We start from the raw sequence: 20642 nt of genomic DNA, 5'->3' as shown, positions 1-20642 counted from the left end.
CGCCGCCGAAGCGGGTATCGCCATCTCCCTGATCCCCGTCACAGGCGGCCTCTCCGCCCTCATCGGGGCGGGCGCGATGCGCGCCACCCAGGGAAGTCATCAAGCGCCTGATCAAGGAGTGCGTCGAGGAAGCCGTCGGCTACATCGTCTCCGCCCTCACCGAGCCCGCGGTCGCCGCCCTGGAGGAGATGGCCGCCGACCTCGTCGTCCAGCTCGGCGCGATGGCCATCGGCCTCCAGGACGGCGTCGACCTGAACCAGACGAAGAAGGCCGGACAGGACGGCTTCGACGGCGGCGTCCAGAGCGGCAAGGAAGCCATGCACCTCGCCTCCGCGGACGGCGGAAGCGGCGGCGGCGCGGGCGGCGGCAAGGGATCCGGCCTGATCGACCTCCAGATCGACCACGACGAACACACCCGCGCCGGCACCCAGCGCAACAACGTCAGCGCCGGTATCCACGGCAAGACCACCACCAAGCTCACCAAGGCCAAGTCCCACCACGGCCGCACCCGCGGCCGCGACTCCATCGCCAGCGCCATCGACCCCATCGCCGACAAAGCCATGGCAGCGCTCACCAAGGCCACCAAGTCCATGGGCGACCACGTCGGCAAGACCCTCCCCAAAGCCGTCAACCAGATCTCCACCGACCACAAGAACAACGACGACGCCATCCGCGACCGCATCAACCGCCAGAAACTCAAAGACACCCACGACGACAAGGGCGGCGGCAAAGGTCCCGGCGGTGACGGCGGCAACAGAAGCCGTCCGGGCGACCGCACCAAACCCGACGCACTTCACAAGGCCAAGGACGAGCCCCGCCGCAACGGCATCTCGCTCGACAAGAAGCGCTGCGAGAACGACCCGATCGATGTCGTCACCGGCGAGATGACCTTGCCGCAGACCGACCTCACCCTGCCCGGAACGCTAACGCTCGCCCTGAAACGGACGCATCTATCCGCCTACCGTTACGGCCAGTGGTTCGGCCGCAGCTGGGCCTCCACCCTCGACGAGCGGATCGAACCCGATCCGCATGGCCCCGGCGCGGTCTGGGCCCGTGAGGACGGCTCTCTGCTCGTCTATCCTCGTCTCCCACTGCCGGACGGCGATCCTGTCCTGCCCCTGGAAGGGCCGCGGCTGGCCCTGACCCACGGTGGCCAGGACGACGACGAGACCACGTACACGGTCAACGACCCCCGGACCGGTCTGACCCGGTCGTTCACGGGAAGCCCGTACCGTGCGTCGACCGCCTACTGGCTGGACTCGATCGAGGACCGCAACGACAACATCATCGGCTTCGCCCGGGACTCTGCCGGAGCCCCTGTCTCCGTCTCCCACAGCGGCGGCTACTCCGTCCAGCTCACCACGCACGGCCAGCGGATCTCCGCCCTCGCCCTGCGCACGGCCGATGGGCCGGTAGCCGTCCTGGAGTACGGCTACGACGAGCGCGGCAACCTCCACTCGATCACCAACTCTTCCGGCTCGTCCCAACGTCTGACGTACGACGAGGACGCCAGGGTCACGTCCTGGACCGACCGCAACGGCTCCGTCTTCCAGTACGTCTACGACACCACCGGCCGGGTCGTCGAGACGATCGGCCCGGACGGGTTCCTCTCGTCCACGTTCGCCTACGACTCCACTGCGGGGATCACCCGCTACACCGACTCTACCGGCGCGGCAACGGTCTTCCGGTTCAACGACCACCTCCAGGTCGTCGCCGAGACCAACCCGCTCGGCGCCACCTTCCAACAGCTCTGGGACCCGTACGACCGACTGCTCGCCCGCACCGATGCGCTCGGCCGGACCACCACCTTCACGTACGACGGACGCGGCGACCTCACCCAGGTGGTGCACCCGGACGGCAGCACGGCCACAGCCGAATACAACGAACAGCATCAGCTGGTCTCCGTCACCGGCCCCGATGGCAGCACCACGCACCAGGAGTACGACGACCGGGGCAACCCGACCCTCTTCACGCGCCCCAACGGCTCCATCACCCGCCTCACCCACGATGCACGGGGCCACCTCACGGCTGTGGACGACTCACTCGGCGCGCTGGACCGGCTGCGATGCGACCCCGCCGGTCTGCCTCTCGCGATCCGCGGACCCCAGGGCACCGTCACCCGGTACCTGCGCGATGCCTTCGGCCGCCCCACTCGCATCACCGATCCGCATGGCCGTGTCACCGGGCTCGAGTGGACCGTCGAGGGGACACTCTCCCGCCGTACCGATCCGGACGGCACGCGACAGTCCTGGACCTACGACGGTGAAGGCAACTGTCTGACCCACACGGATGCGATCGGCGGCGAAACGCGCTTCGAGTACACCCACTTCGACCTGCTCGCCGCCCGCATCGCGCCTGACGGCTCGCGCCACGACTTCACTCACGACACGGAGCTGCGGATCGTGCGGGTGACCAACCCCGCCGGCCTGACGTGGGACTACGCGTACGACGCGGTCGGCCGTGTCACGTCGGAGACGGACTTCGACGGCCGCACCCTCAGCTACACCCACGACGCCGCTGGACGACTGGCCAGCCGTACCAACGGCCTCGGGCAGAGCATCCGCTACGAGCGCGACCCGGGCGGCCGACTTCTCGTCAAGGACATCGAGGGCGCACTCACCCACTTCGCCTACGACGGCTCCGGCCGCCTCGCCCGAGCGGTCGGCCCGGACTCCGCCCTGGCATACGTGCGCGACGAGGCGAGCCGGACCGTCGTCGAGCTGTGCAACGGCCGCGAACTCACACACACCTACGACGAGGCGGGTCGCCGAATCCGCCGCACGACCCCCCACGGGGGCGGTGAGCGCATGGACCTACCCGGTCGACCGCAGCACCGCGCTGCTCAACTCATCAGGGCGTCAGCTGGTCTTCGAATTCGACGAGGCGGGCCGCGAGACCACACGCCGCATCGGCGAGACCCTGACCGTCCACCACACGTACGACGAGTCGGGCCGCCTCACGGACCAGCGGGTACGCGGCTCCGGAGAGCGGTCCGTCCAGCAGCGCTCGTACACCTACCGCCCGGACGGGCACATCACGGCGATCGTTGACCAGCTCGCCGGTCGCCAGCAGTTCCAGCTGACCCGTGAGGGCCGGGTCACCGCCGTCACTGCCGGGACCTGGACCGAGCGGTACGCCTACGACGAGGCCGGCAACCAGACCGAGGCGTCCTGGCCGGAGGCCGGCGATGCCGCCGGGCTCCGGACGTACACCGGCACCCGCATAGCCCGCGCGGGGTCCGTCCGCTACGAACACGACGCACAGGGCCGGGTCGTCCTGCGGCAGAAGGCGCGGCTCTCGCGCAAGCCGGACACCTGGCGCTACGGCTGGGACGCCGAGGACCGGCTGGTCTCGGTCACCACCCCGGACGGCACGTGCTGGCGCTATGTGTACGACGCGCTGGGGCGGCGTATCGCCAAGCAGCGCATGTCACCGGACGGACAGGGCATCGCGGAGCAGACGGACTTCACCTGGGACGGCGACACCCTGTGCGAGCAAGTGACCCGCACCCCCGGCTCCCCCCTCGGCATCGCTCTCACCTGGGACCACGACGGCGTCAAGCCCGTCGCCCAGACCGAACGCCGTCTCCTCGGCCAGACCGAGGTCGACAGTCGCTTCTTCGCGATCGTCACCGACCTCGTCGGTGCACCTCGGGAACTCGTCGACGAGAACGGCGACGTCGCCTGGCACACCCGAGCGACCCTATGGGGCATCACCACCTGGAACCGCGACGCGACGGCCTACACGCCCCTTCGTTTCCCAGGCCAGTACTTCGACCCGGAATCGGAACTCCACTACAACCGTCACCGCCATTACGACCCGGCCACAGGCCGGTACGTCTCTGCCGACCCCCTCGGTCTGACCCCGGCACCCAACCCTGTCGCCTACGTCGACAACCCGACGACATGGATCGACCCTCTGGGTCTGGAAATGTGCCCGCACAGGAAGAGCGGGGAACACAAGCACAGTGTGGCGTTGGGCGTGGACGTCTCTCCCCACCACCAGTCGGAAAATCTCGCCAGGCACCTGCGGGCCAATGGAGACCCCGGCGCGCACACGTACAACGGGCCTGACTACTCTGCCGAGGAATCGGGCGGCCCGGTATGGATGACGAACGTCATGGCTGCCGTCGGGGACCGTGGCACCACTCTGTCGATCACTCTCGACGGCATGCCGAACAGCCGTGGTGAAGTGGGCAACTGGAACACGCCTGAAAGCATCGTGGACGCTTTCCAGACAGCCGCAAGGAACGGCGCACCGTTCAACACTCTGCACGAGGACAACTACCCCCGGCGTGGTAACGGAACGGCCTGGGAGATGAACATCGTCGCGTTGAACGTGCGCAAGTATGAAATGGACGCCATGGACGGAGAACCGGAGGACTTGCGTTCCGGACGGCCATGGGAAGAGATCCACTGGTACTCGAACAACGAGAGAGTCCACGTACCCAAGCCGGACATTCCCGAAATTCAATTGCCAGCCACCGTGAAGCGGAAGTGACATCACCGTATGACTACTGATGAGACGCCCCAGGACGCCGCTGCCATTGTGGCCGCCGAGTGGGAGAGCGTCCTGGGCTACGGCGAGGACCTCGTGGACCCTGCCGTGCCTCGGGCCGCGTACGCGCATCCAAGACTGAGGGAGCTGTTTCCCATGGTCAGCCACGGGATCCTGTATCTGAGCCGGTGCACGCGATACCCCTGGACCCACGACGTCGGAACCATGTTTCCGCAGGCCGCGGGCGGCTACCGGGTGCGTCGCCAGTCCGACAACACGCTCCTCGGCGTGACGGAGACCCTGCAGGAGTCGATGGAGCTGATCGCGGCCAGCCTCCCCGACGGCTGCGGGCCCGCCGTCGACGGCACTCCGGACGATCTCTGACGTTCTGAGCGGGAACAGCCCGGAACGGCGCCGGCCCCGCCCCCTGAAGGGGGCGGGGCCGGCGTGCCTGGGGTGAGACCCCGGGGGACTCGGGACTACTTCTCGACGACGCCGGAGGCGGCGATCTCGATCTTGGAGCGGGTGGCGCCCGACTGGGAGCCCAGGGACTCGATCTTCTGGACCAGCTCGCTGCCCTCGACGACCTCGCCGAAGACGACGTGCTTGCCGTCGAGCCACGGGGTCAGGACCGTCGTGATGAAGAACTGCGAGCCGTTGGTGTTGCGGCCGGCGTTCGCCATCGACAGCAGGAACGGGCGGTCGTGCTTCAGCGTGAAGTTCTCGTCGGCGAACTTCTCGCCGTAGATGCTCTTGCCGCCGGTGCCGTTCTGGTTCGTGAAGTCGCCGCCCTGCAGCATGAACTGCGGGATGACGCGGTGGAACGGCGAGCCCGCGTAGCCGAAGCCGTGCTGGCCGGTGGCCAGCTCGCGGAAGTTCTTGGCCGTGTTCGGGACGACCTCGTCGAAGAGGTTGAAGACGATGCGGCCGGCGGCCTGGCCGTCGATGTTGATGTCGAAGTAAACGTTGCTCATGGGGTCCATCCTGTCACTCCCGGTGCGCCGCGCGACCCGGCGGGGCCGCGGCGCCTCACCCGTGCAGGTCAGGCGCCCGTGCGCGTGCCGGTCCCCTTCGCCGCGTCCAGGGCGTACACGCAGCGGTCCTTGCTGCACGCGTACACCACGCCCGCCTCCGCCACCGGCGAGCCGGTGATCTCGCCGCCCGTGGCCAGCTTCCAGCGGAGCTGGCCGCCCGCCGCGTCCAGGGTGTAGAGGCAGTGGTCGGCCGAACCGAAGTGGACCCGGCCGTCCGCGACCGCCGGGGAGCCGGTGATCTCGCCGCCCGCCGCGAAGCGCCACTTCGGGGTGCCGGTGACCGCGTCCAGGGTGTACAGCGCGCTGCCCGCGCCCAGGTGGACGTTGCCGTGGGCGACGATCACCGGGTCCGGGGACTGGCGGGGCTCGGTGGCGATCCGCCAGCGGTCCGCGCCGGTGGTCGCGTCGAGGGCGTACACCGTGCCGAGGTAGTCGACCAGGTACACGCCGCCGCCGGTCACCGCCGGACCCGGCGCGAAGGCGGGCGGCGCCGTGAAGACCGCCGGGGCCTCGAAGTGCCAGCGGACCCGGCCCGAGGCGCGGTCCACCGACAGCACCCGGGAGCCCGCGGTGACGTACACGTTGCCGTCGGCGGCCGGGGTGACCCGGACGGGGACGTTCCCGCAGGACGCCGCGTCGCCCACCGGGTAGGACCAGGCCTCCCTGCCGGTACGGGCGTCCAGCGCGCGCAGCCGCGCGTCCTGCCAGACGTACACCGTGCCGTCGTGCAGCGCGGGAGCCGCCTCCGCGGTCTCGAAGTCGGTCTGGGCGCCGGTCAGCTCCCACAGCTTCTGGCCGTTGGCGGCCTCCCAGGCCTGTACGCCGCCGCCGCGCGTGGCGGTGACGACGGTGCCCCGGTCGGCGCGCAGCGCGTACACCCACGAGTCGGTGGACAGGCGCCAGCGCTCGGCGCCCTCGGTGGCGTCCAGCGCGTAGAGGGAGGGGCCGTCGGAGGCGTGGATGCGGCCGTCGGAGACGGCCATGGACCAGGCGACGTCCCGGGTCTTGAACTGGCGGCGGCCGCTCGCCACGTCCAGGGCGTGGACCTCGAAGGAGGTGACGTACAGCAGGTCGCCCGCGACCGTCGGGGTGCCCCAGACCTCGTTGGACATGCGGAAGCGCCACGGGCGCCACCGGCCGCTGTCGGGGGCCGCGCCGGGGCGCGGGACCCCCGCGGTGGCGGGCAGGCCGCCCGGGGCGGCGGCGAGCCCGGTGGGCGCGGAGCCGCCGGGCGGCCGGATCCAGCCCGTCGCCGAGTCGGCGCCCGACTGCCCGGCCAGAGCGCCCACGGAGACCCGGGGGCCGGGGCCGATCGGCACCGGGGACCCGCCCAGGCGCACCGGCTCGCCCGGCAGCGGGGCCATCGGCGGGTGCTGCGGGCGCGGCGGCGGGGCCTGCCCGGTACGGGGGTCGGCCCAGGGGTCGGAGCCGCGCGGCGGGGTCTGCGGCCTGCCGCGCCGGTGCGTGGCGGGCCCGGCACCCGGACCGGCACCCGGTCCGACGCCGGGAGCGGCTCCCGGCCCGGCTCCCGGTCCGGGGACACGCGCCGCGCCACCCGCGGCCCCGCCGCGCTCGCGAGCCGCTCCCGCGCCGGAGCCCGGCGTACGGTGCCCCACCGCCCGGCGGTTCTCGATCATCGCGACCGCCCGCGTGGGCAGCCAGGCCGAAGCCGTACCGCTGTCGTCGCCGACCTCGCCCACCGCGAACAGGTGCGGGGCCAGCTGCGCCTGGAGGTCGGCCGGGGTCGGCCGCTGCGTGGCGTCCATCTGCATGCACGAGTCGATCAGCGGCCGCAGCTCGTCCGGCAGCCCGTCCAGGTTGGGGCCCTCGCGCAGCAGCATGAACACCGTCTCCACCGGGTTGGCCCCGTGGTAGGGCGGGTGCCCGGTGGCGGCGAAGACCAGGGTGGAGCCGAGCGAGAAGACGTCGCTGGCGCCCTTGACACTGCGCGAGTCCTTGGCCTGCTCCGGGGACATGTAGGCGGGGGTGCCGACGGCGACGTTCGTCATGGTCAGCCGGGTGTTGGAAACCCCGCTCGCGATGCCGAAGTCGATCACGCGCGGCCCGTCCTCGACCACCAGCACGTTCGAGGGCTTCAGGTCGCGGTGGACCAGGCCCGCCCCGTGGATGGACTGGAGCGCCTCGGCGATCCCGGCGGCGAGCCACCGCACGGCCTGGGCGGGCATCGGCCCGCACTCGTGGACGATCTCCTCCAGGGAGGGCGCCGGAACGTAGGCGGTGGCCAGCCACGGCACGGCGGCGCGCGGATCGGCGTCGACCACGGCGGCGGTGTAGAAACCGGACACGGCCCGTGCGGCCTCGACCTCGCGGGTGAAACGCACCCGGAAGAGCTGGTCCTCGGCGAGTTCGGTGCGCACCGTCTTGATCGCGACCCTGCGTCCGGACGCCGACCGTGCGAGATAGACCAGCCCCATGCCGCCTGCGCCGAGCCGTCCCAGCACCTCGAAGGGGCCGATCCGTCTCGGGTCGTGCTGCGTCAGCTGTTCCACCACTCGCCCCACACCTCCCCGTACGGACCGTCGACGGCCCGTTTCAGCCGGGGCGCCCACCGGCCCCGTGCAGCGTCTCACTCCCGGGCGCCGCCCCGGAGTCGCGCTCAGCCGATTCTGTCAGGCCCGCGCCGGGTCCGGGCCCTGGCTCCGCCGCGACTCGGGCCACGACCGGGTCACATCCGGGGGGCGGCCGGCCGCCGCGGAGTCGCGTCAGGCCCGTGCGAGGAGACCGAAGACGGCGCCCTGGTCGTCGGTGACGACCGCGATGCGTCCGTACGGCGTATCGAAGGGATCCGCCGTGATCCGACCGCCGAGGCGGCGTACGGAAAGGGCGGCCGTATCGCAGTCCTCGACGGCGAAATAGACCAGGAAGTGCGCGGGCATGACCTCCGGGAAGGCACCGGTGATCAGGCTGCGGCCGAGGACGGCGGTGGCCGGGCCGGGCGCGCTGCCGGGCGGGGACCAGGTGCGGTAGTCGGTGCCCGCGTCCTCCTGGTCCTGGGCGACGTAGCCGAAGACGTCGGCGTAGAAGACGTCCACGGCGTCCCGGGCCCGGGTGTACACCTCGCTCCAGCAGTACGAGTTCGGCTCCTGCTGGGCCTCGAAGCCGTGGTGGGTGCCGGGCTGCCAGAGCCCGAAGACCGCACCGCCGGGGTCGGCGGCGAGCGCCGCCGTGCCGTACGGGCCCACGGGCATCGGATCCATCACCAGCTGGCCGCCCGTGGCGCGGATCCGGGCGGCGGCCGCGTAGGCGTCGACGGTGTAGAGGTAGACGCTCCAGACGGTGGGCATGCGGCCGTCGGGCTTGGGGGCGAGGGCGGCGACGTTGCGGCCCTGGCTGTAGGCCTGCGTGTAGTGGCCGTACTCGGGGCCCGCGCCGCCCGCGAAGGTCCACCCGAAGAGTTGCCCGTAGAAGCGCTTGCCCGCCTCCACGTCCGGAAGGGAGGCGTCCACCCAGCAGGGGGTGCCCTCTGAGAATGCGGCCATGGGCCCTCTTCCTTCCGCTTTCATCCGGTCTCATGCGGTCTCGTACGATCACATACGGTCTCGTACGGCATGCGTGAGTGTGCCCTCCTGGCCATGATCCGCCCGATTACTTGTCCACAGCCTGTTGATAAGACTATTCGGGGGACACGCCGCAACCCCTCCGCGCCGACTGGACCCGCCCGCCGCCCGCCCGCGGCCGACTCGCGGCCCGCCCCCGGCCCGCCCGCGGCCCCCTCGCGGCCCGTCAGCGCGCGGGTGCGGCCGGATTCCGCCCCCCGGGCGGCGTACCCGCAGGCCAGGTACCCCGTAACCCCATTTGCAGGCGGCCGAATCGCGCGCCGATCACCCCTCGGTAAGCTGACGGCATGACAGGACAAGTACGCACCGTCGACGGCCGCGTGGCCGGTCGGCGCGGCCAGGCGACGCGGCAGAAGCTGCTCGACTGCCTCAGCGAGATGCTCAGCTCCTCGCCGTACCGCGACGTCAAGGTGATCGACGTCGCCCGCAAGGCCGGCACCTCCCCCGCGACCTTCTACCAGTACTTCCCGGACGTCGAAGGCGCCGTCCTGGAGATCGCCGAGGAAATGGCCAATGACGGCGCGCAGTTGACCGCGCTCGTCGAGGGCCGGGCCTGGGTCGGCAAAGCCGGCTGGGCCGCCGCCGAGGAACTCGTCGAGGGCTTCCTGGACTTCTGGCGGCGCAACGACGCGATCCTGCGGGTCGTCGACCTCGGCGCGGCCGAGGGCGACAAGCGCTTCTACAAGATCCGCATGAAGATCCTCAACTCGGTCACCAACTCCCTCACCGAATCGGTGAAGGAGCTCCAGGCGAAGGGCAAGGTCGACAAGGACGTCAGCCCTGCCGCGATGGCCGGTTCCCTGGTCGCGATGCTCGCCGCGGTGGCCTCGCACCAGAAGGGCTTCCAGACCTGGGGCGTGAAGCAGGCCGAACTGAAGCCGAACCTGGCGCTGCTCGTGCACCTCGGCATCACCGGCAAGAAGCCCACCAAGTAGCGGCGGACCCCCAGGGGTCCGCCGCCCCGGCGGCCTCCCGCCGATTCCCGCTCCCGCTCCCGCCCCCTCCCCCCTCCCCTTCCTCTCCTACTGCTCCCGCACGTACCGCACCCCTTCCGGCCCGATCAGCGACGCTCCAGCCGGAACAGCCGGATCTCGCGCTCGATGCGCGCCTGGTACGCCGCGTACGGCGGCCAGAACTTCAGTGCCGCCTGCCACGCCGCCGCGCGCTCCTCACCCTGGAGCAGCCGGGCCCGTACCGCGATGTCCTGGCCCTTCCAGCTGACGTCGGCGTCCGGGTGTTTGATCAGGTTCCCCGTCCAGGCCGGATGGCCGGGGCGGCCGAAGTTCGACCCGATCAGAATCCAGCTCGCGCCGTCCCGCTCCGGCATGCACGCGAGCGGTGTGGTGCGCGGTTCGCCGCTCTTGGCGCCCTTCGCGGTGAGGATCACACCGGGCAGCATCTGGGCGCTGAGAATGACCTTGCCGCGGGTGAGCCGGTGCACCGCCTTGTCCATGGCGGGGATGAAGTGCGGTGCGATCTTGGCGAACAGCACGGTCGAGGAGACCTTCTGCATCAGCTTCACGCCGAGAGCCATCAGACGGCCACCCTTTCCACACGCTCGTCACGGGGGGACCGGTCCGGCCCGGCGAACAGTCCGGCCCGGTCGGCGGCGTGCGCGCGCAGCCGGTGGACCGGCCCGAAGAGCAGTTCGTCGGCCGCGGCGCGCTTGAAGTACAGGTGTGCGTCGTGTTCCCAGGTGAAGCCGATCCCTCCGTGCAACTGGATCGCCTCACCCGAGGTCACGCGCAGCGCCTCCAGGGCCTGGGCGAGCGCGAGGCCCCCCTGCTCCGGGTCCCAGGCGGCGTAGTAGGCGGCCGACCTGGCCGCCTGGACCCGGACGTACAGGTCGGCCAGGCGGTGCTTGACCGCCTGGAACGACCCGATGGCGCGGCCGAACTGCTCGCGCTGGCGTACGTAGTCCACGGTGCGTACGAGGGCCTGCTCGGCCGCGCCGACCGCCTCGGCGGCCAGTACGGCGGCGGCGCCGCGCCCGGTGGCGGCGAGCGCCCCGGCGACGTCGGCGTCCTCCCGCCCCCCGAGCAACTCAGCCGGGGTGTCGCGCAGTTGGACGCGGGCCTGCGGCCGGGTCTCGTCCAGGGCGGCCTGCCTCGACCGTACGAGCCCGGGCGCGTCCCCCCGCACGAGGAACAGCAGCGCGCGGCTGCGCGCGAAGCCCCCCGCGTGGGCGGCGACCAGCAGCAGGCCCGCGCTGTGGCCGTCGAGGACCTGGGCGGCCTCCCCGTACAGCCGCCAGCCCTCCTCCCCCTCGGGGCGCCGGGCCTGCACACCCCCGGCCCGGCCGCCGCCCGCCCACTCGCCCGCGACGTTGTCGGCGGTCAGCCCGAGGGCGGTGGACAGCGCGGCGCCCGGGACGGCGAGGGCGGCGGTGAGGGTGCCCGCGGCGAGCGGGGGCAGCAGGGCGGAGCGCTGGGCCGGGCTGCCGAGGGCGGTGACCAACGGCGCGGCGAGCACGGCGGTGGCCAGCAGGGGCGAGGGCAGCAGGGCCCGCCCGGTCTCCTCGCAGGCGAGGGCCAGGTCGGCGGGGACGCAGCCGACGCCCCCGTACTCCTCGGCGACGGCGAGTCCGGGCAGCCCGAGCTGCCGGGCGAGCTGCTGCCACAGCTCCGGGTCGTATCCGGCGTCGGTCCGTACGGCGGCCTTGACCTCGTCCGGACCGCAGCGTTTGCCCAGGATTTCGCGCAGGGTGCGGCGTATCTCTTCCTGCTCCGCGGTGAAGGCGGCGTCCATCGTCGGGCTCCTCCCCAGATCTGACGGGCCGTCATATTAGGCCGGGGGGAGGCAGATGCACAGAGGGGCGGCAACCGCATCACCCACTAGAAACTGACGTCCCGTCAGATGTACCGTCGCTCCATGCCTGGACCCACGCCCCGTCCCACGCCCCGCCCCACGCCCGGACCCGCACGGGGCCCCGCTGCCCTGGCCGCTCCCCGCCGCCGGGTCGCGGTCGCCGGCGTCGCCCTCTCGGACTGCGGACGGGTCGACGGCCCCACCCCCTACGCCCTGCACGCCCAGGCCGCGCGCCGCGCCCTCGCCGACTCCGGGCTCGACCGCTCGGTCATCGACGGCTTCGCCTCGGCCGGGCTGGGCACCCTGGCACCGGTCGAGGTCGCCGAATACCTGGGCCTGCGCCCCACCTGGGTGGACTCCACCTCGGTCGGCGGCTCCACCTGGGAGGTGATGGCGGCCCACGCGGCCGACGCCATCGCCGCGGGCCACGCGAACGCCGTGCTCCTCGTCTACGGATCGACCGCCCGCGCCGACATCAAGGCCCGGCGGCGCACCTCGAACCTCTCCTTCGGCGCCCGCGGACCCCTCCAGTTCGAGGTGCCGTACGGGCACACGCTGGTCGCCAAGTACGCGATGGCGGCCCGGCGCCACATGCACGAGTACGGGACCACCCTGGAGCAGCTGGCCTCGGTGGCCGTCCAGGCGCGCGCCAACGCCGCGACCAACCCCGACGCGATGTTCCGCGACCCGATCACCGTCGACGAGGTGCTGTCCGGCGACATGATCGCGGACCCCTTCACCAAGCTGCACTGCTGCATCCGCTCGGACGGCGGCTGCGCGGTACTGCTGGTGGCGGAGGACCTCGTACCCGACACCGCGAAGGCGCCGGTGTGGGTCCTGGGCACCGGCACGGCCGTCTCGCACACCACGATGTCCGAGTGGGACGACTTCACCGTCTCCCCCGCCGCCGTCTCGGGCCGACTGGCCTTCCAGCGGGCCGGGTTGACCCCCGGGGACGTGGACGTCGCCGAGCTGTACGACGCCTTCACCTACATGACCCTGGTCACCCTGGAGGACCTCGGCTTCTGCGCGAAGGGAGAGGGCGGGGCGTTCGTGGAGAAGGGCCGCCTGCTGCGGGACGGCGAACTCCCGGTCAACACCGACGGCGGCGGCCTCTCGGCCTGCCACCCCGGCATGCGGGGGCTGTTCCTGCTCGTCGAGGCCGTCCGCCAGCTGCGCGGCGAGGCGGGAGAGGGCCAGGTCCGCAAGGCGGGCGGACGGCTCCCGGAGGTCGCCCTCGCCTCGGGCACGGGCGGCTGGTTCTGCTCCTCGGGGACGGTGATCCTCGGGCGGTGAGCCGGGGGCGAACCCGGCGGCGGCCAAGGGGCCCCGGCCCGCGCGGACAGCGCGCGGACCGGGGCTTTCGCATGCCGCGGCGCGCCCTGCGGGGGCCTGCCGCGCGGGGGGCCTGCGAGGCCTGGGAGGCCTGCGGGGCCTGCCCGTGGCCGGGGAACGAGGCCGCGTGACACGTGGGCCTGGGACACGTGGGCCTGGGACCCGGATGCCGTTTCTTTTGAGGATTCCACCGTCCCGGCAAAGTTCTTCTTGTCAGCAGAACACCGCAGACACCAACAAGATGGACTCTGTGGGCCGGTTCGGCCCTCGCGGGCGGACGGCGCGCCGCCACGTCGCCGACATCATGGAGGAGCTCGACGCCGCGAGCCGCTTCCAGGCGGGCGTGGCCGCGGCCACCCGGGGGCTGCTGGGGCACGCCGTAGCCCCCGCGCCCCTTCCGCCCCGCGAGGCACGCTCCTTCCACGCCGCGAGGCACGCCCCGACGAACCGCGACCGCGCAAGTCCCGAGAACCTGGGACCGGATTCCCGCGAATGGCCCAGCGGCGCCCGTGGGCCGCATCGTTGGAGTACCGCACACGAGCAAAAAGCAACGAGCGAAGGACAGAGGACCGAGCATGCACACGTGGCGCCCGGCGTGCTGTGGCCCGAACACGACCACCCGGCCTACGGTCCCGCGGCCCGCGCGTCCGACCTCAGCGCCCTGGCCGACGGCCTGGCACACCTGACCGGCCTGCGGGTACGGACGGAGGCCGCCGCGACCCCGGCGGCGGACGGTCCCCCGCTCACGGGGCGCGCGGCCGGGGACCTGCTCCTGCACCAGACGGCGGGCACCACGGTCTGGCACCTCACGCCCGCGCGCACCGTCCCGCACTGCCGGTTCCGGCTGCGGCCCGGGGAAGTCCTGCACGTCCCGGCCGACTGGAGCTGGTACGCCGCTGCCGCGCCCGGCACCCGGTACCTCGTCACCCACCTCGACGAGCGTGTTCCGATAGGGGAATGACCACCGAGAACCAGCCCGCCGCCGAGCAGCAGCCCGCCGCCACCGGCCCCACGGACGAGTTCACCGAGACCCTGCGCTCCCTGCGGGTCTGGGACACCGAACTCCCCTCCTTCGATCCGGAGTCCGCGCCCGCCGACCCGGTGCCGCTCTTCCGTTCGTGGTTCACGCACGCCGCCCGGGCGGGCCAGATCGAGCCGCACACCATGACCCTGGCCACCGCCGACGCGGACGGCCGCCCCGACCTGCGGACGCTGATGCTGCACGACGCGGACGGCGACGGATGGCACTTCGCCTCCCACTCCACCAGCGCCAAGGGCCGTCAGCTCGCCGCCCGCCCCGAGGCCGCTCTCGGCTTCTACTGGCCCACCGTCGCCCGCCAGGTCCGCATCCGCGGCCGGGTGACCGCGGCGGGCGCCGCCGAGAGCCGCGCGGACCTCTCCGTTCGCTCGCGCGGCGCCCTCGCCGCGGCGCTCACCGGGCGCCAGAGCGAGGTGCTCGGCTCGGCCGTCGAGCTGGCGCGCGCGTCGGCGGCGGCCTGGGAGCGGGCCGCGGCGGAGCCGGGCGCCGCGGCGCCGACCTGGACGCGGTACGTCCTCGCGCCCGACGAGGTCGAGTTCTTCCAGGGTGACGAGCGGCGCCGCCACGTCCGGCTGCGGTATCGCCGGACGCCTGAGGGTGGCTGGGCGCGCGAGCTGCTCTGGCCCTGATACCGCCCGGCCATTCGGCCCGGCCACTCAGCCATGGCATCCGGTAGGGCATCCCAGTAGACGAATGGACAGCTGTCCATTTACTCTGGACACCTGTCCACTAGTTCGCCGACTCACAAGGGGCCGCTCCATGCACACGCTCGCGCACGTACTCGTCGGGCTCGTGGCCCTGCTGCACGCCTACATCCTGGTGCTGGAGATGTTCCTCTGGGAGCGCGCCCCGGGCCGCGGTCTGTCCGGGTTCGACGCCGCCATGGCCAAGGCCACCGCCCCGCTCGCCGCCAACCAGGGCCTCTACAACGGCTTCCTCGCCGCCGGGCTGGTCTGGGGCCTGATCGCCGCCGACCCCACCGGCTACCGCGCGCAGGTGTTCTTCCTCGCCTGCGTGGTCATCGCCGGGGTGTACGGCGGGCTCACCGCCAACCGCCGGATCCTGCTCGCCCAGGCGCTGCCCGGCGCCCTCGCGCTGGCCGCCGTACTGGTCGCCGGGCAGGCGGCCTGATGAGCCCGCGCCCCGGCGGCGACCCCCGGACCGCCCGGACCCGGGAGCGGCTGCACGAGGCGCTGCTCGCGGAGTGCGCGGAGCGCCCGCTGCGGGAGATCTCGGTGGCGATGCTGGTCCGCCGGGCCGGGGTCGCGCGGGCCACGTTCTACCTGCACTACACCGACGTACCGGACCTGGCGGTGGACGCGTGCGCCGAGACCGTACGGGACGCGGTCGAGGCCCTGCACTCCTGGCGCGGGGTCCCCGACCCGGGGGCCCCGCCGCCCGCGCTGACCGCCTTCTTCGACGGCGTGGCGGGCGCGCCGCGCGGCGACCTCTACCGCGTCCTGCTGCACCCCGGGGGCGGCGGCCCGCTGGGCGACACGCTGCACCGGGAACTGCGGGCGCGCAGCCTGGCGGAACGTACGGCGGCGGGCGGCGCGGCCCCGGAACTGATCGCCTCCGCCGTCGCGGCCACCTTCACCGGAGTACTGGCGGACTGGGTGCACGGCCTGCTGACCGGCCCCCCGCACGCCGTGGCGACCGACGTGTGGCGCCTGCTGATCGTCCTCCACCGCCACGGCGCGCCCCGGCCGCCCGGTTCCTGAACAGGCCCCGGAACCCGGCCCCTGGCCACGGCACTTGAGCCCAGCCCCTGATCCCAGCCCCCGAGCCCAGCCCCTGAGCCCCGGACCGCCGCCCGCGGCTACCGCGTCACTGCCGGGTCCAGCGCTGCGACGCGTCCCCGTCGCACGAGCTGGTGTTCAGGCCGCTGCTCATGCCCAGGTCGAGGCAGCCGCCGCCGTAGTCGCTGCGCAGGCTGCCGCCGGAACCCGTACGCCACAGCCTGCCGCCGTCCTGGGAGCAGTCGCCCACGAAGACGGCCTGGCCGAGGCCGTTGGAGTACAGGCACTGGCCGGTCTCCTGGTTGACGAGCTTGTAGCTGCCGTCGGTGCGGCTCCGTACGGTCCACCGCGCCGTGGAGTCGGCGCAGTCGCCGAAGTCGGCGGCGCCGAAGACCTGGGTGACGCACCGGCTGTTGTTGCCGTTGCGGAAGCGGTACGTGCCGGAATCGGCGGGCTTGGGCGCCGGGACGGGAGCGGTGGACGCCCCGCCGCCGGGCGGTTGGGGGCTGGTGGCACCGCCCGCGTTCCCGCCGTTCGCGGAGCCGCCGACCGCGCCGTTCGGGGTACCGCCCGCGGGGTTGGACCCGCCTCCCGGGCCGCCGACGGGCGCGCCCGCGGCCACCTGGCCGCCCTGGGCCGGAGGCTGGCCGGGCCCCGGCGAACCCTGGCCGGCGGTGGCGGCGCCGGCCGCGCCGGTCACGGTCGTCGGAGCCGACGGCGCGCTCCCGCCGGTCCCCGGCGCCGAAGCCCCGGCCGACGGGCCGCTCTGGGCCCCGGCCTGCGGTGAGGACGTGTACGGCAGGTGCTGGATGGCCAGGGTCGTACCGCCCGCGACCACGACGACGGGGATCACGGCGAGCAGCGCCCGCGCCCGCCGCCGACGGGGCGCCTCGACCCCCTTGACGGACACGGACACGGGCACCGGGACGGGCACGGGCACGGCTTCGGCGTCGGGCAGCGTACCGGCCTTCGCCCCGGGCTCCCGCTCCGCGCCGGGCCCCGCCTCCGCGTCCGGCGCCGCGGCGCCACCGCCCCCGGCCGCTCCGGACGGTTCACGGGCGAGGAGCGGGAGGGTCGCCACGTCGACCGGCCGCACGTCCGCGCCGAAGGCGGCCCGCTCCCGCAGCCGCTCGGTGATCACGCCCGGCCACAGCGGGTCGGCGGCCGGCCCCCGGCGTTCGGCGTGCTCCTGGAGTTCGGCGGCGGTGGGACGGCCCTCGGGATCCTTGTCGAGGCAGGCCTCGACCAGCTCGGCGAGTTCGGGGTCCAGCTCCCGCAGCGGCTCCAGTTCCGGTTCCTCGTGGACGATCCGGTACAGCACCCCGTGCCCGGACTCGTCGCCGAAGGGCGGCTGGCCGGACGCGGCGTACGCGAGGACCGAACCCAGCGCGAACACGTCCGTGGCGCCGCTGACCTGTCGCTTCCCGGAGGCCTGCTCGGGCGCCATGTAGGCGGGGGTGCCCACCACCATGCCCGTCCTGGTCAGCTGGCTCTGCTCGGCGGCCCGGGCGATGCCGAAGTCGATGAGGGTCAGCCCGTCCAGGGTCAGCATGACGTTGGAGGGCTTCAGGTCCCGGTGCACCATCCCGAGCCCGTGCACCGACGCCAGCCCCTTCGCCGCCTCCCGCAGCAGCGCCCACAGCGCGTCCCCGGGCAGCGGGCCGCCGTACAGTTCGACGGCCTTGGCCAGGGTCAGCCCGGGGATGTAGGCGGTGGCGAACCACGGGGGCCGGGCGGTGCGGTCGCTGGCCAGCAGCGGGGCGGTGGCCTCTTCGGGCAGCCGGGCGAGGTTGTCCAGTTCGTGCCCGAAGCGGCGTACGAAGTCCTCGTCCTCCCCGACGACGGAGGCCAGCAGCTGCTTGACGGCGACGTACCGGCCCTCGTGCACCCCGAGGTAGACCCGGCCCATTCCGCCCGCCCCGAGCCTGCCCACCAGCGGAATCGCACCGATCCACCGCGGGTCCTCCGCTTCCAGCGGCCCGGCCCCGCTCCCGCTCAGCTCTAACACGTCAGCCCCGTCAAGATGTGGAAATCAGTTTTCTGAAACCTACCTGAGGGGTCCGACCGGCCAACACCCCAAGACCCGCCACCCGCAGGACAGTTCATTCACCCCACACGCACTCCCGGCGGGCCCGGCACGTACTCAGCCAGCGGGCGCCGGGCGGAACACCGCCACCGCGACCGCACCGGCTCCCGCTCCCTCCGGGCCGCCGCCCTCCACCCGGAAGGCCAGCTCCAGCGGCATCCCGACGCGCAGCTCCCCGGCCGCGCAGTCGACGACCTCGGTCATCATCCGGGGCCCTTCGGCGAGGTCGACCACGGCGGCGACGTACGGGACCCGGCCGCCGAAGGGCGGCAGGTCGTTGCGGTACACCACGGACCAGGTGTAGAGCGTCGCCCGCCCGCTCGCGTCCTGCCACACGACCCGGTCCTCGCCCGCCCAGCAGTGCGGGCAGAACTCGCGCGGGTAGTGGTGCGCCCGCCCGCAGTCGGCGCAGTGGCGCAGCAGCAGCCGCCCGTCGGCCGCCGCGTCCCAGTAGGGCCGGGTGAAGTCGTCGACCTCGGGCAGGTCGAACCGGGGCGCACCCGCGCCGGTACCGGTACCGGCGCCCGCCGGAGTCGCCCCCGCTCCCGCCTTCGCCCCTGAGTTCACTCGCGCCGCGCCGCTCACAGGAACAGTCCCATCGCCGCGTCGAGAGACCAGACCTGCCAGCTCATCGTGACCAGCGCGATGAACGAGACGAGCGCCATCATGGCGTTCTGCCCCTGCTCGGCCCAGTCGTGGATCATCAGCACCAGATACAGCAGGTTCAGCAGCAGCCCGCCGATCAGCGCGACCGGCGTGAGGAACCCGGCCACCAGGCCCAGGCCCAGGGCGAGTTCGGCGTAGACGACGATGTACGCCATCAGCTTCGGCCGGGGCCGGACCACCGTGTCGAAGCCGCCCTTGACGAACGCCCACCGGTGCTTGCCCGCGACGTCCGCCGCCCACGCGATGCCCGTGCCGCGCTCGAACCAGCCCTTCTTGTCCTTGTGCCGCCAGCTCTCCAGCCACCACAGGCCGAGGCCGATCCGGAGCACGGCCAGCCATTCGGCCCCACCGAGCCAGACGCTCTGCATACGGCAGCCCTCCACCCTCCACAAACAATCTGACGGTACGTCAGTTCACCGGATCCGGCCGCTTCCCGCAAGGCCCCGGACGCGCCCCGCGGCGCGCGGCCCCCGCCCGTGATCGATCCGCAACCGATTCCCTCCTCGTCCGAGACCCACCGCCGCCGCACGCCGATACGCTCACACCTCATGCCTGGAGCGCCCGCACAGCCCGACATGACCACCCAGCCCCGCCCCGTGTACGTGATCGGCGGCGGCCCGGGTGGCCTCGCCGTGGCCGCCGCCCTGCGCGCCCGGGGCGTCCGCGCCGTGGTGATCGAGAAGTCCGACGGGGTCGGCTCCTCCTGGCGGGGCCACTACGACCGCCTCCACCTGCACACCACCCGGCGCCTCTCCGCCCTCCCGGGGCTGCGCATCCCGCGCCGGTACGGGCGCTGGGTGTCCCGCGACGACCTCGTGCGCTACCTGGAGCGGTACGCCGAGCACCACGAGCTGGAACTGATCACCGGCGTCGAGGTCACCCGCGTCGACCGCGGCGCCGGCCCGGGAGCCGCCACCGCGGGCACCGGCGCGGCCGACGCCGGGGCCCCTGGAGGAGCCGTCGCGGAGTCCGTATCCGGCCAACTCCCCGGCTGGACCCTGCACGCCAGCGGCGGCCGGGAACTCGCCGCCGCCGCCGTGGTCGTCGCCACCGGCTTCAACCACTCCCCCGCGCTCCCCGACTGGCCGGGCCGGGACACGTACACCGGGCGGCTGCTGCACGCGGGCGACTACCGCTCCCCCGCTCCCTTCGCCGGCCTCGACGTCCTCGTCGTCGGCGTCGGCAACACCGGCGCCGAGATCGCCGTGGACCTCACCGAGGGCGGCGCGGCGAGCGTCCGCCTGGCCGTCCGCACCGCGCCCCACCTGGTACGCCGCTCCACGGCGGGCTGGCCCGCCCAGCGCACCGGCATCCTGGTCCGCCGCCTGCCCGTGCGCCTGGTGGACCGGCTCGGCGCCCTCGTCGCCAAGGCCTCCGTCCCGGACCTGTCGGCGTACGGTCTCCCCCGCCCCGCCACCGGCCTCTACAGCCGGGTCCGCGAGGGCGCGATCCCGGTGCAGGACGTCGGGCTGATCGACGCGGTCCGGGCGGGTGCGGTGCTGCCGGTCGCGGCGGTCGAGTCCTTCGCCGGAGCCGAGGTGGTCCTCGCGGACGGCTCCCGGATCACCCCGGACGTGGTGATCGCGGCCACCGGCTACCGCCGCGCCCTGGAGGGCCTGGTCGGACACCTCGGCGTACTCGACGAGCGCGGCCGCCCCCTCGCGCGGGGCGGCCGTACCGCCGCCTCGGCCCCGGGGCTGTATTTCACCGGTTTCACGAACCCGATCAGCGGAATGCTGCGTGAACTGGCTCTGGACGCGCGGAAGATAGCCAAGGCGCTCCCCCGAGGCCTCTCGCACCGCCCCTAGACCCCCCTCCCACAGCCCGCACGCCTCCCCCCACCCCCACCCCACCCCACCC

Annotated in this window: 16 protein-coding genes and 2 pseudogenes; 10 read left to right on the top strand and 8 right to left on the bottom strand. The window is 73.1% G+C overall.

The genetic code is table 11. The features are described 5' to 3' along the window. Nucleotides 1-188: 188 nt before the first annotated feature. The 3 genes and pseudogenes from QMF80_RS38285 to QMF80_RS11335 all read left to right on the top strand — a co-directional run. A pseudogene (locus QMF80_RS38285) lies at nt 189-1757 on the top strand (DUF6531 domain-containing protein); the annotation flags it as partial. Between the two features lie 897 nt (nt 1758-2654). Further along, nucleotides 2655-3936: pseudogene (locus QMF80_RS38280) on the top strand (RHS repeat-associated core domain-containing protein); the annotation flags it as partial. 573 nt (nt 3937-4509) lie between these two features. Beyond that, the gene (locus tag QMF80_RS11335) at nt 4510-4881 is read left to right on the top strand and encodes a DUF6193 family natural product biosynthesis protein (RefSeq protein ID WP_283452188.1); all 372 of its coding nucleotides are present in this window, start codon (nt 4510-4512) and stop codon (nt 4879-4881) included. A 95-nt stretch (nt 4882-4976) separates the two neighbouring features. Here the strand turns inward: QMF80_RS11335 and QMF80_RS11330 are convergent, their stop codons facing one another. The 3 genes from QMF80_RS11330 to kbpA all read right to left on the bottom strand — a co-directional run bounded on the left by QMF80_RS11330 (nt 4977) and on the right by kbpA (nt 9031). After that, nucleotides 4977-5471, bottom strand: a complete 495-nt coding sequence (locus QMF80_RS11330) for a peptidylprolyl isomerase (RefSeq protein WP_283452186.1) — start codon at nt 5469-5471, stop codon at nt 4977-4979. 68 nt (nt 5472-5539) lie between these two features. Then, the gene (gene afsK, locus QMF80_RS11325; protein ID WP_283452185.1) at nt 5540-8044 is read right to left on the bottom strand and encodes a protein serine/threonine kinase AfsK; all 2505 of its coding nucleotides are present in this window, start codon (nt 8042-8044) and stop codon (nt 5540-5542) included. Between the two features lie 210 nt (nt 8045-8254). Further along, entirely contained in the window at nt 8255-9031 is a 777-nt protein-coding gene (kbpA, locus tag QMF80_RS11320; protein WP_283452183.1) for an AfsK-binding protein KbpA, read from the bottom strand. Nucleotides 9032-9396: 365 nt separating this feature from the next. Between kbpA and QMF80_RS11315 the strand changes: the two genes are divergently transcribed. After that, on the top strand, nt 9397-10044 hold the full coding sequence (locus QMF80_RS11315; RefSeq protein ID WP_283452181.1) for a TetR family transcriptional regulator: 648 nt from the start codon (nt 9397-9399) through the stop codon (nt 10042-10044). A 125-nt stretch (nt 10045-10169) separates the two neighbouring features. Here the strand turns inward: QMF80_RS11315 and QMF80_RS11310 are convergent, their stop codons facing one another. After that, complete coding sequence (locus QMF80_RS11310) at nt 10170-10643, bottom strand: nitroreductase family deazaflavin-dependent oxidoreductase (protein ID WP_283452179.1); 474 nt, start codon at nt 10641-10643, stop codon at nt 10170-10172. Then, on the bottom strand, nt 10643-11857 hold the full coding sequence (locus QMF80_RS11305) for an acyl-CoA dehydrogenase family protein (RefSeq protein ID WP_283452177.1): 1215 nt from the start codon (nt 11855-11857) through the stop codon (nt 10643-10645). Before QMF80_RS11305 ends, QMF80_RS11310 begins: the two co-directional genes overlap by 1 nt. A gap of 123 nt (nt 11858-11980) precedes the next feature. Between QMF80_RS11305 and QMF80_RS11300 the strand changes: the two genes are divergently transcribed. The 5 genes from QMF80_RS11300 to QMF80_RS11275 all read left to right on the top strand — a co-directional run bounded on the left by QMF80_RS11300 (nt 11981) and on the right by QMF80_RS11275 (nt 16012). Then, nucleotides 11981-13213: a thiolase C-terminal domain-containing protein gene (locus tag QMF80_RS11300; protein ID WP_283452176.1), complete on the top strand. Its 1233-nt coding sequence runs from the start codon at nt 11981-11983 to the stop codon at nt 13211-13213. Between the two features lie 622 nt (nt 13214-13835). Continuing rightward, nucleotides 13836-14213 carry a hypothetical protein gene (locus tag QMF80_RS11290; protein ID WP_283452452.1) on the top strand — a complete coding sequence of 126 codons (378 nt, stop codon included), beginning with the start codon at nt 13836-13838 and terminating at the stop codon, nt 14211-14213. Next, entirely contained in the window at nt 14210-14920 is a 711-nt protein-coding gene (locus QMF80_RS11285; RefSeq protein ID WP_283452174.1) for a pyridoxine/pyridoxamine 5'-phosphate oxidase, read from the top strand. The genes QMF80_RS11290 and QMF80_RS11285 overlap by 4 nt, the downstream gene beginning before the upstream one ends. Before the next feature lie 130 nt (nt 14921-15050). After that, complete coding sequence (locus QMF80_RS11280; protein ID WP_283452172.1) at nt 15051-15422, top strand: DUF1304 domain-containing protein; 372 nt, start codon at nt 15051-15053, stop codon at nt 15420-15422. After that, the gene (locus tag QMF80_RS11275) at nt 15422-16012 is read left to right on the top strand and encodes a TetR/AcrR family transcriptional regulator (protein WP_283452170.1); all 591 of its coding nucleotides are present in this window, start codon (nt 15422-15424) and stop codon (nt 16010-16012) included. The genes QMF80_RS11280 and QMF80_RS11275 overlap by 1 nt, the downstream gene beginning before the upstream one ends. Before the next feature lie 106 nt (nt 16013-16118). On the opposite strand, the gene QMF80_RS11270 is transcribed toward QMF80_RS11275, so the two are convergent. From QMF80_RS11270 to QMF80_RS11260, 3 genes are all read right to left on the bottom strand, one after another. Beyond that, nucleotides 16119-18038 carry a serine/threonine-protein kinase gene (locus QMF80_RS11270; RefSeq protein ID WP_283452168.1) on the bottom strand — a complete coding sequence of 640 codons (1920 nt, stop codon included), beginning with the start codon at nt 18036-18038 and terminating at the stop codon, nt 16119-16121. Nucleotides 18039-18173: 135 nt separating this feature from the next. Further along, nucleotides 18174-18599 carry a Zn-ribbon domain-containing OB-fold protein gene (locus tag QMF80_RS11265; RefSeq protein ID WP_283452439.1) on the bottom strand — a complete coding sequence of 142 codons (426 nt, stop codon included), beginning with the start codon at nt 18597-18599 and terminating at the stop codon, nt 18174-18176. A 98-nt stretch (nt 18600-18697) separates the two neighbouring features. Beyond that, the gene (locus QMF80_RS11260) at nt 18698-19150 is read right to left on the bottom strand and encodes a DoxX family protein (RefSeq protein WP_283452166.1); all 453 of its coding nucleotides are present in this window, start codon (nt 19148-19150) and stop codon (nt 18698-18700) included. 180 nt (nt 19151-19330) lie between these two features. Here QMF80_RS11260 and QMF80_RS11255 point away from each other — a divergent pair, with 180 nt between their 5' ends. Then, complete coding sequence (locus QMF80_RS11255) at nt 19331-20590, top strand: flavin-containing monooxygenase (RefSeq protein WP_283452164.1); 1260 nt, start codon at nt 19331-19333, stop codon at nt 20588-20590. The last annotated feature ends 52 nt before the right edge of the window (nt 20591-20642 follow it).

Origin of the sequence: Streptomyces sp. G-G2, assembly GCF_030063135.1 — a bacterium.
GTDB lineage: Bacteria > Actinomycetota > Actinomycetes > Streptomycetales > Streptomycetaceae > Streptomyces.
The sequence above is the reverse complement of the archived record's forward strand: the minus strand, read 5'-3'. Positions and strand labels throughout refer to the sequence as shown.

Coding starts and splice junctions, on each gene's coding strand:
- QMF80_RS11335 (WP_283452188.1), top strand. CDS start 4,510: ATGACTACTGATGAGACGCCCCAGGACGCCGCTGCCATTGTGGCCGCC.
- QMF80_RS11330 (WP_283452186.1), bottom strand. CDS start 5,471: ATGAGCAACGTTTACTTCGACATCAACATCGACGGCCAGGCCGCCGGC.
- kbpA (WP_283452183.1), bottom strand. CDS start 9,031: ATGGCCGCATTCTCAGAGGGCACCCCCTGCTGGGTGGACGCCTCCCTT.
- QMF80_RS11315 (WP_283452181.1), top strand. CDS start 9,397: ATGACAGGACAAGTACGCACCGTCGACGGCCGCGTGGCCGGTCGGCGC.
- QMF80_RS11310 (WP_283452179.1), bottom strand. CDS start 10,643: ATGGCTCTCGGCGTGAAGCTGATGCAGAAGGTCTCCTCGACCGTGCTG.
- QMF80_RS11305 (WP_283452177.1), bottom strand. CDS start 11,857: ATGGACGCCGCCTTCACCGCGGAGCAGGAAGAGATACGCCGCACCCTG.
- QMF80_RS11300 (WP_283452176.1), top strand. CDS start 11,981: ATGCCTGGACCCACGCCCCGTCCCACGCCCCGCCCCACGCCCGGACCC.
- QMF80_RS11285 (WP_283452174.1), top strand. CDS start 14,210: ATGACCACCGAGAACCAGCCCGCCGCCGAGCAGCAGCCCGCCGCCACC.
- QMF80_RS11280 (WP_283452172.1), top strand. CDS start 15,051: ATGCACACGCTCGCGCACGTACTCGTCGGGCTCGTGGCCCTGCTGCAC.
- QMF80_RS11275 (WP_283452170.1), top strand. CDS start 15,422: ATGAGCCCGCGCCCCGGCGGCGACCCCCGGACCGCCCGGACCCGGGAG.
- QMF80_RS11260 (WP_283452166.1), bottom strand. CDS start 19,150: ATGCAGAGCGTCTGGCTCGGTGGGGCCGAATGGCTGGCCGTGCTCCGG.
- QMF80_RS11255 (WP_283452164.1), top strand. CDS start 19,331: ATGCCTGGAGCGCCCGCACAGCCCGACATGACCACCCAGCCCCGCCCC.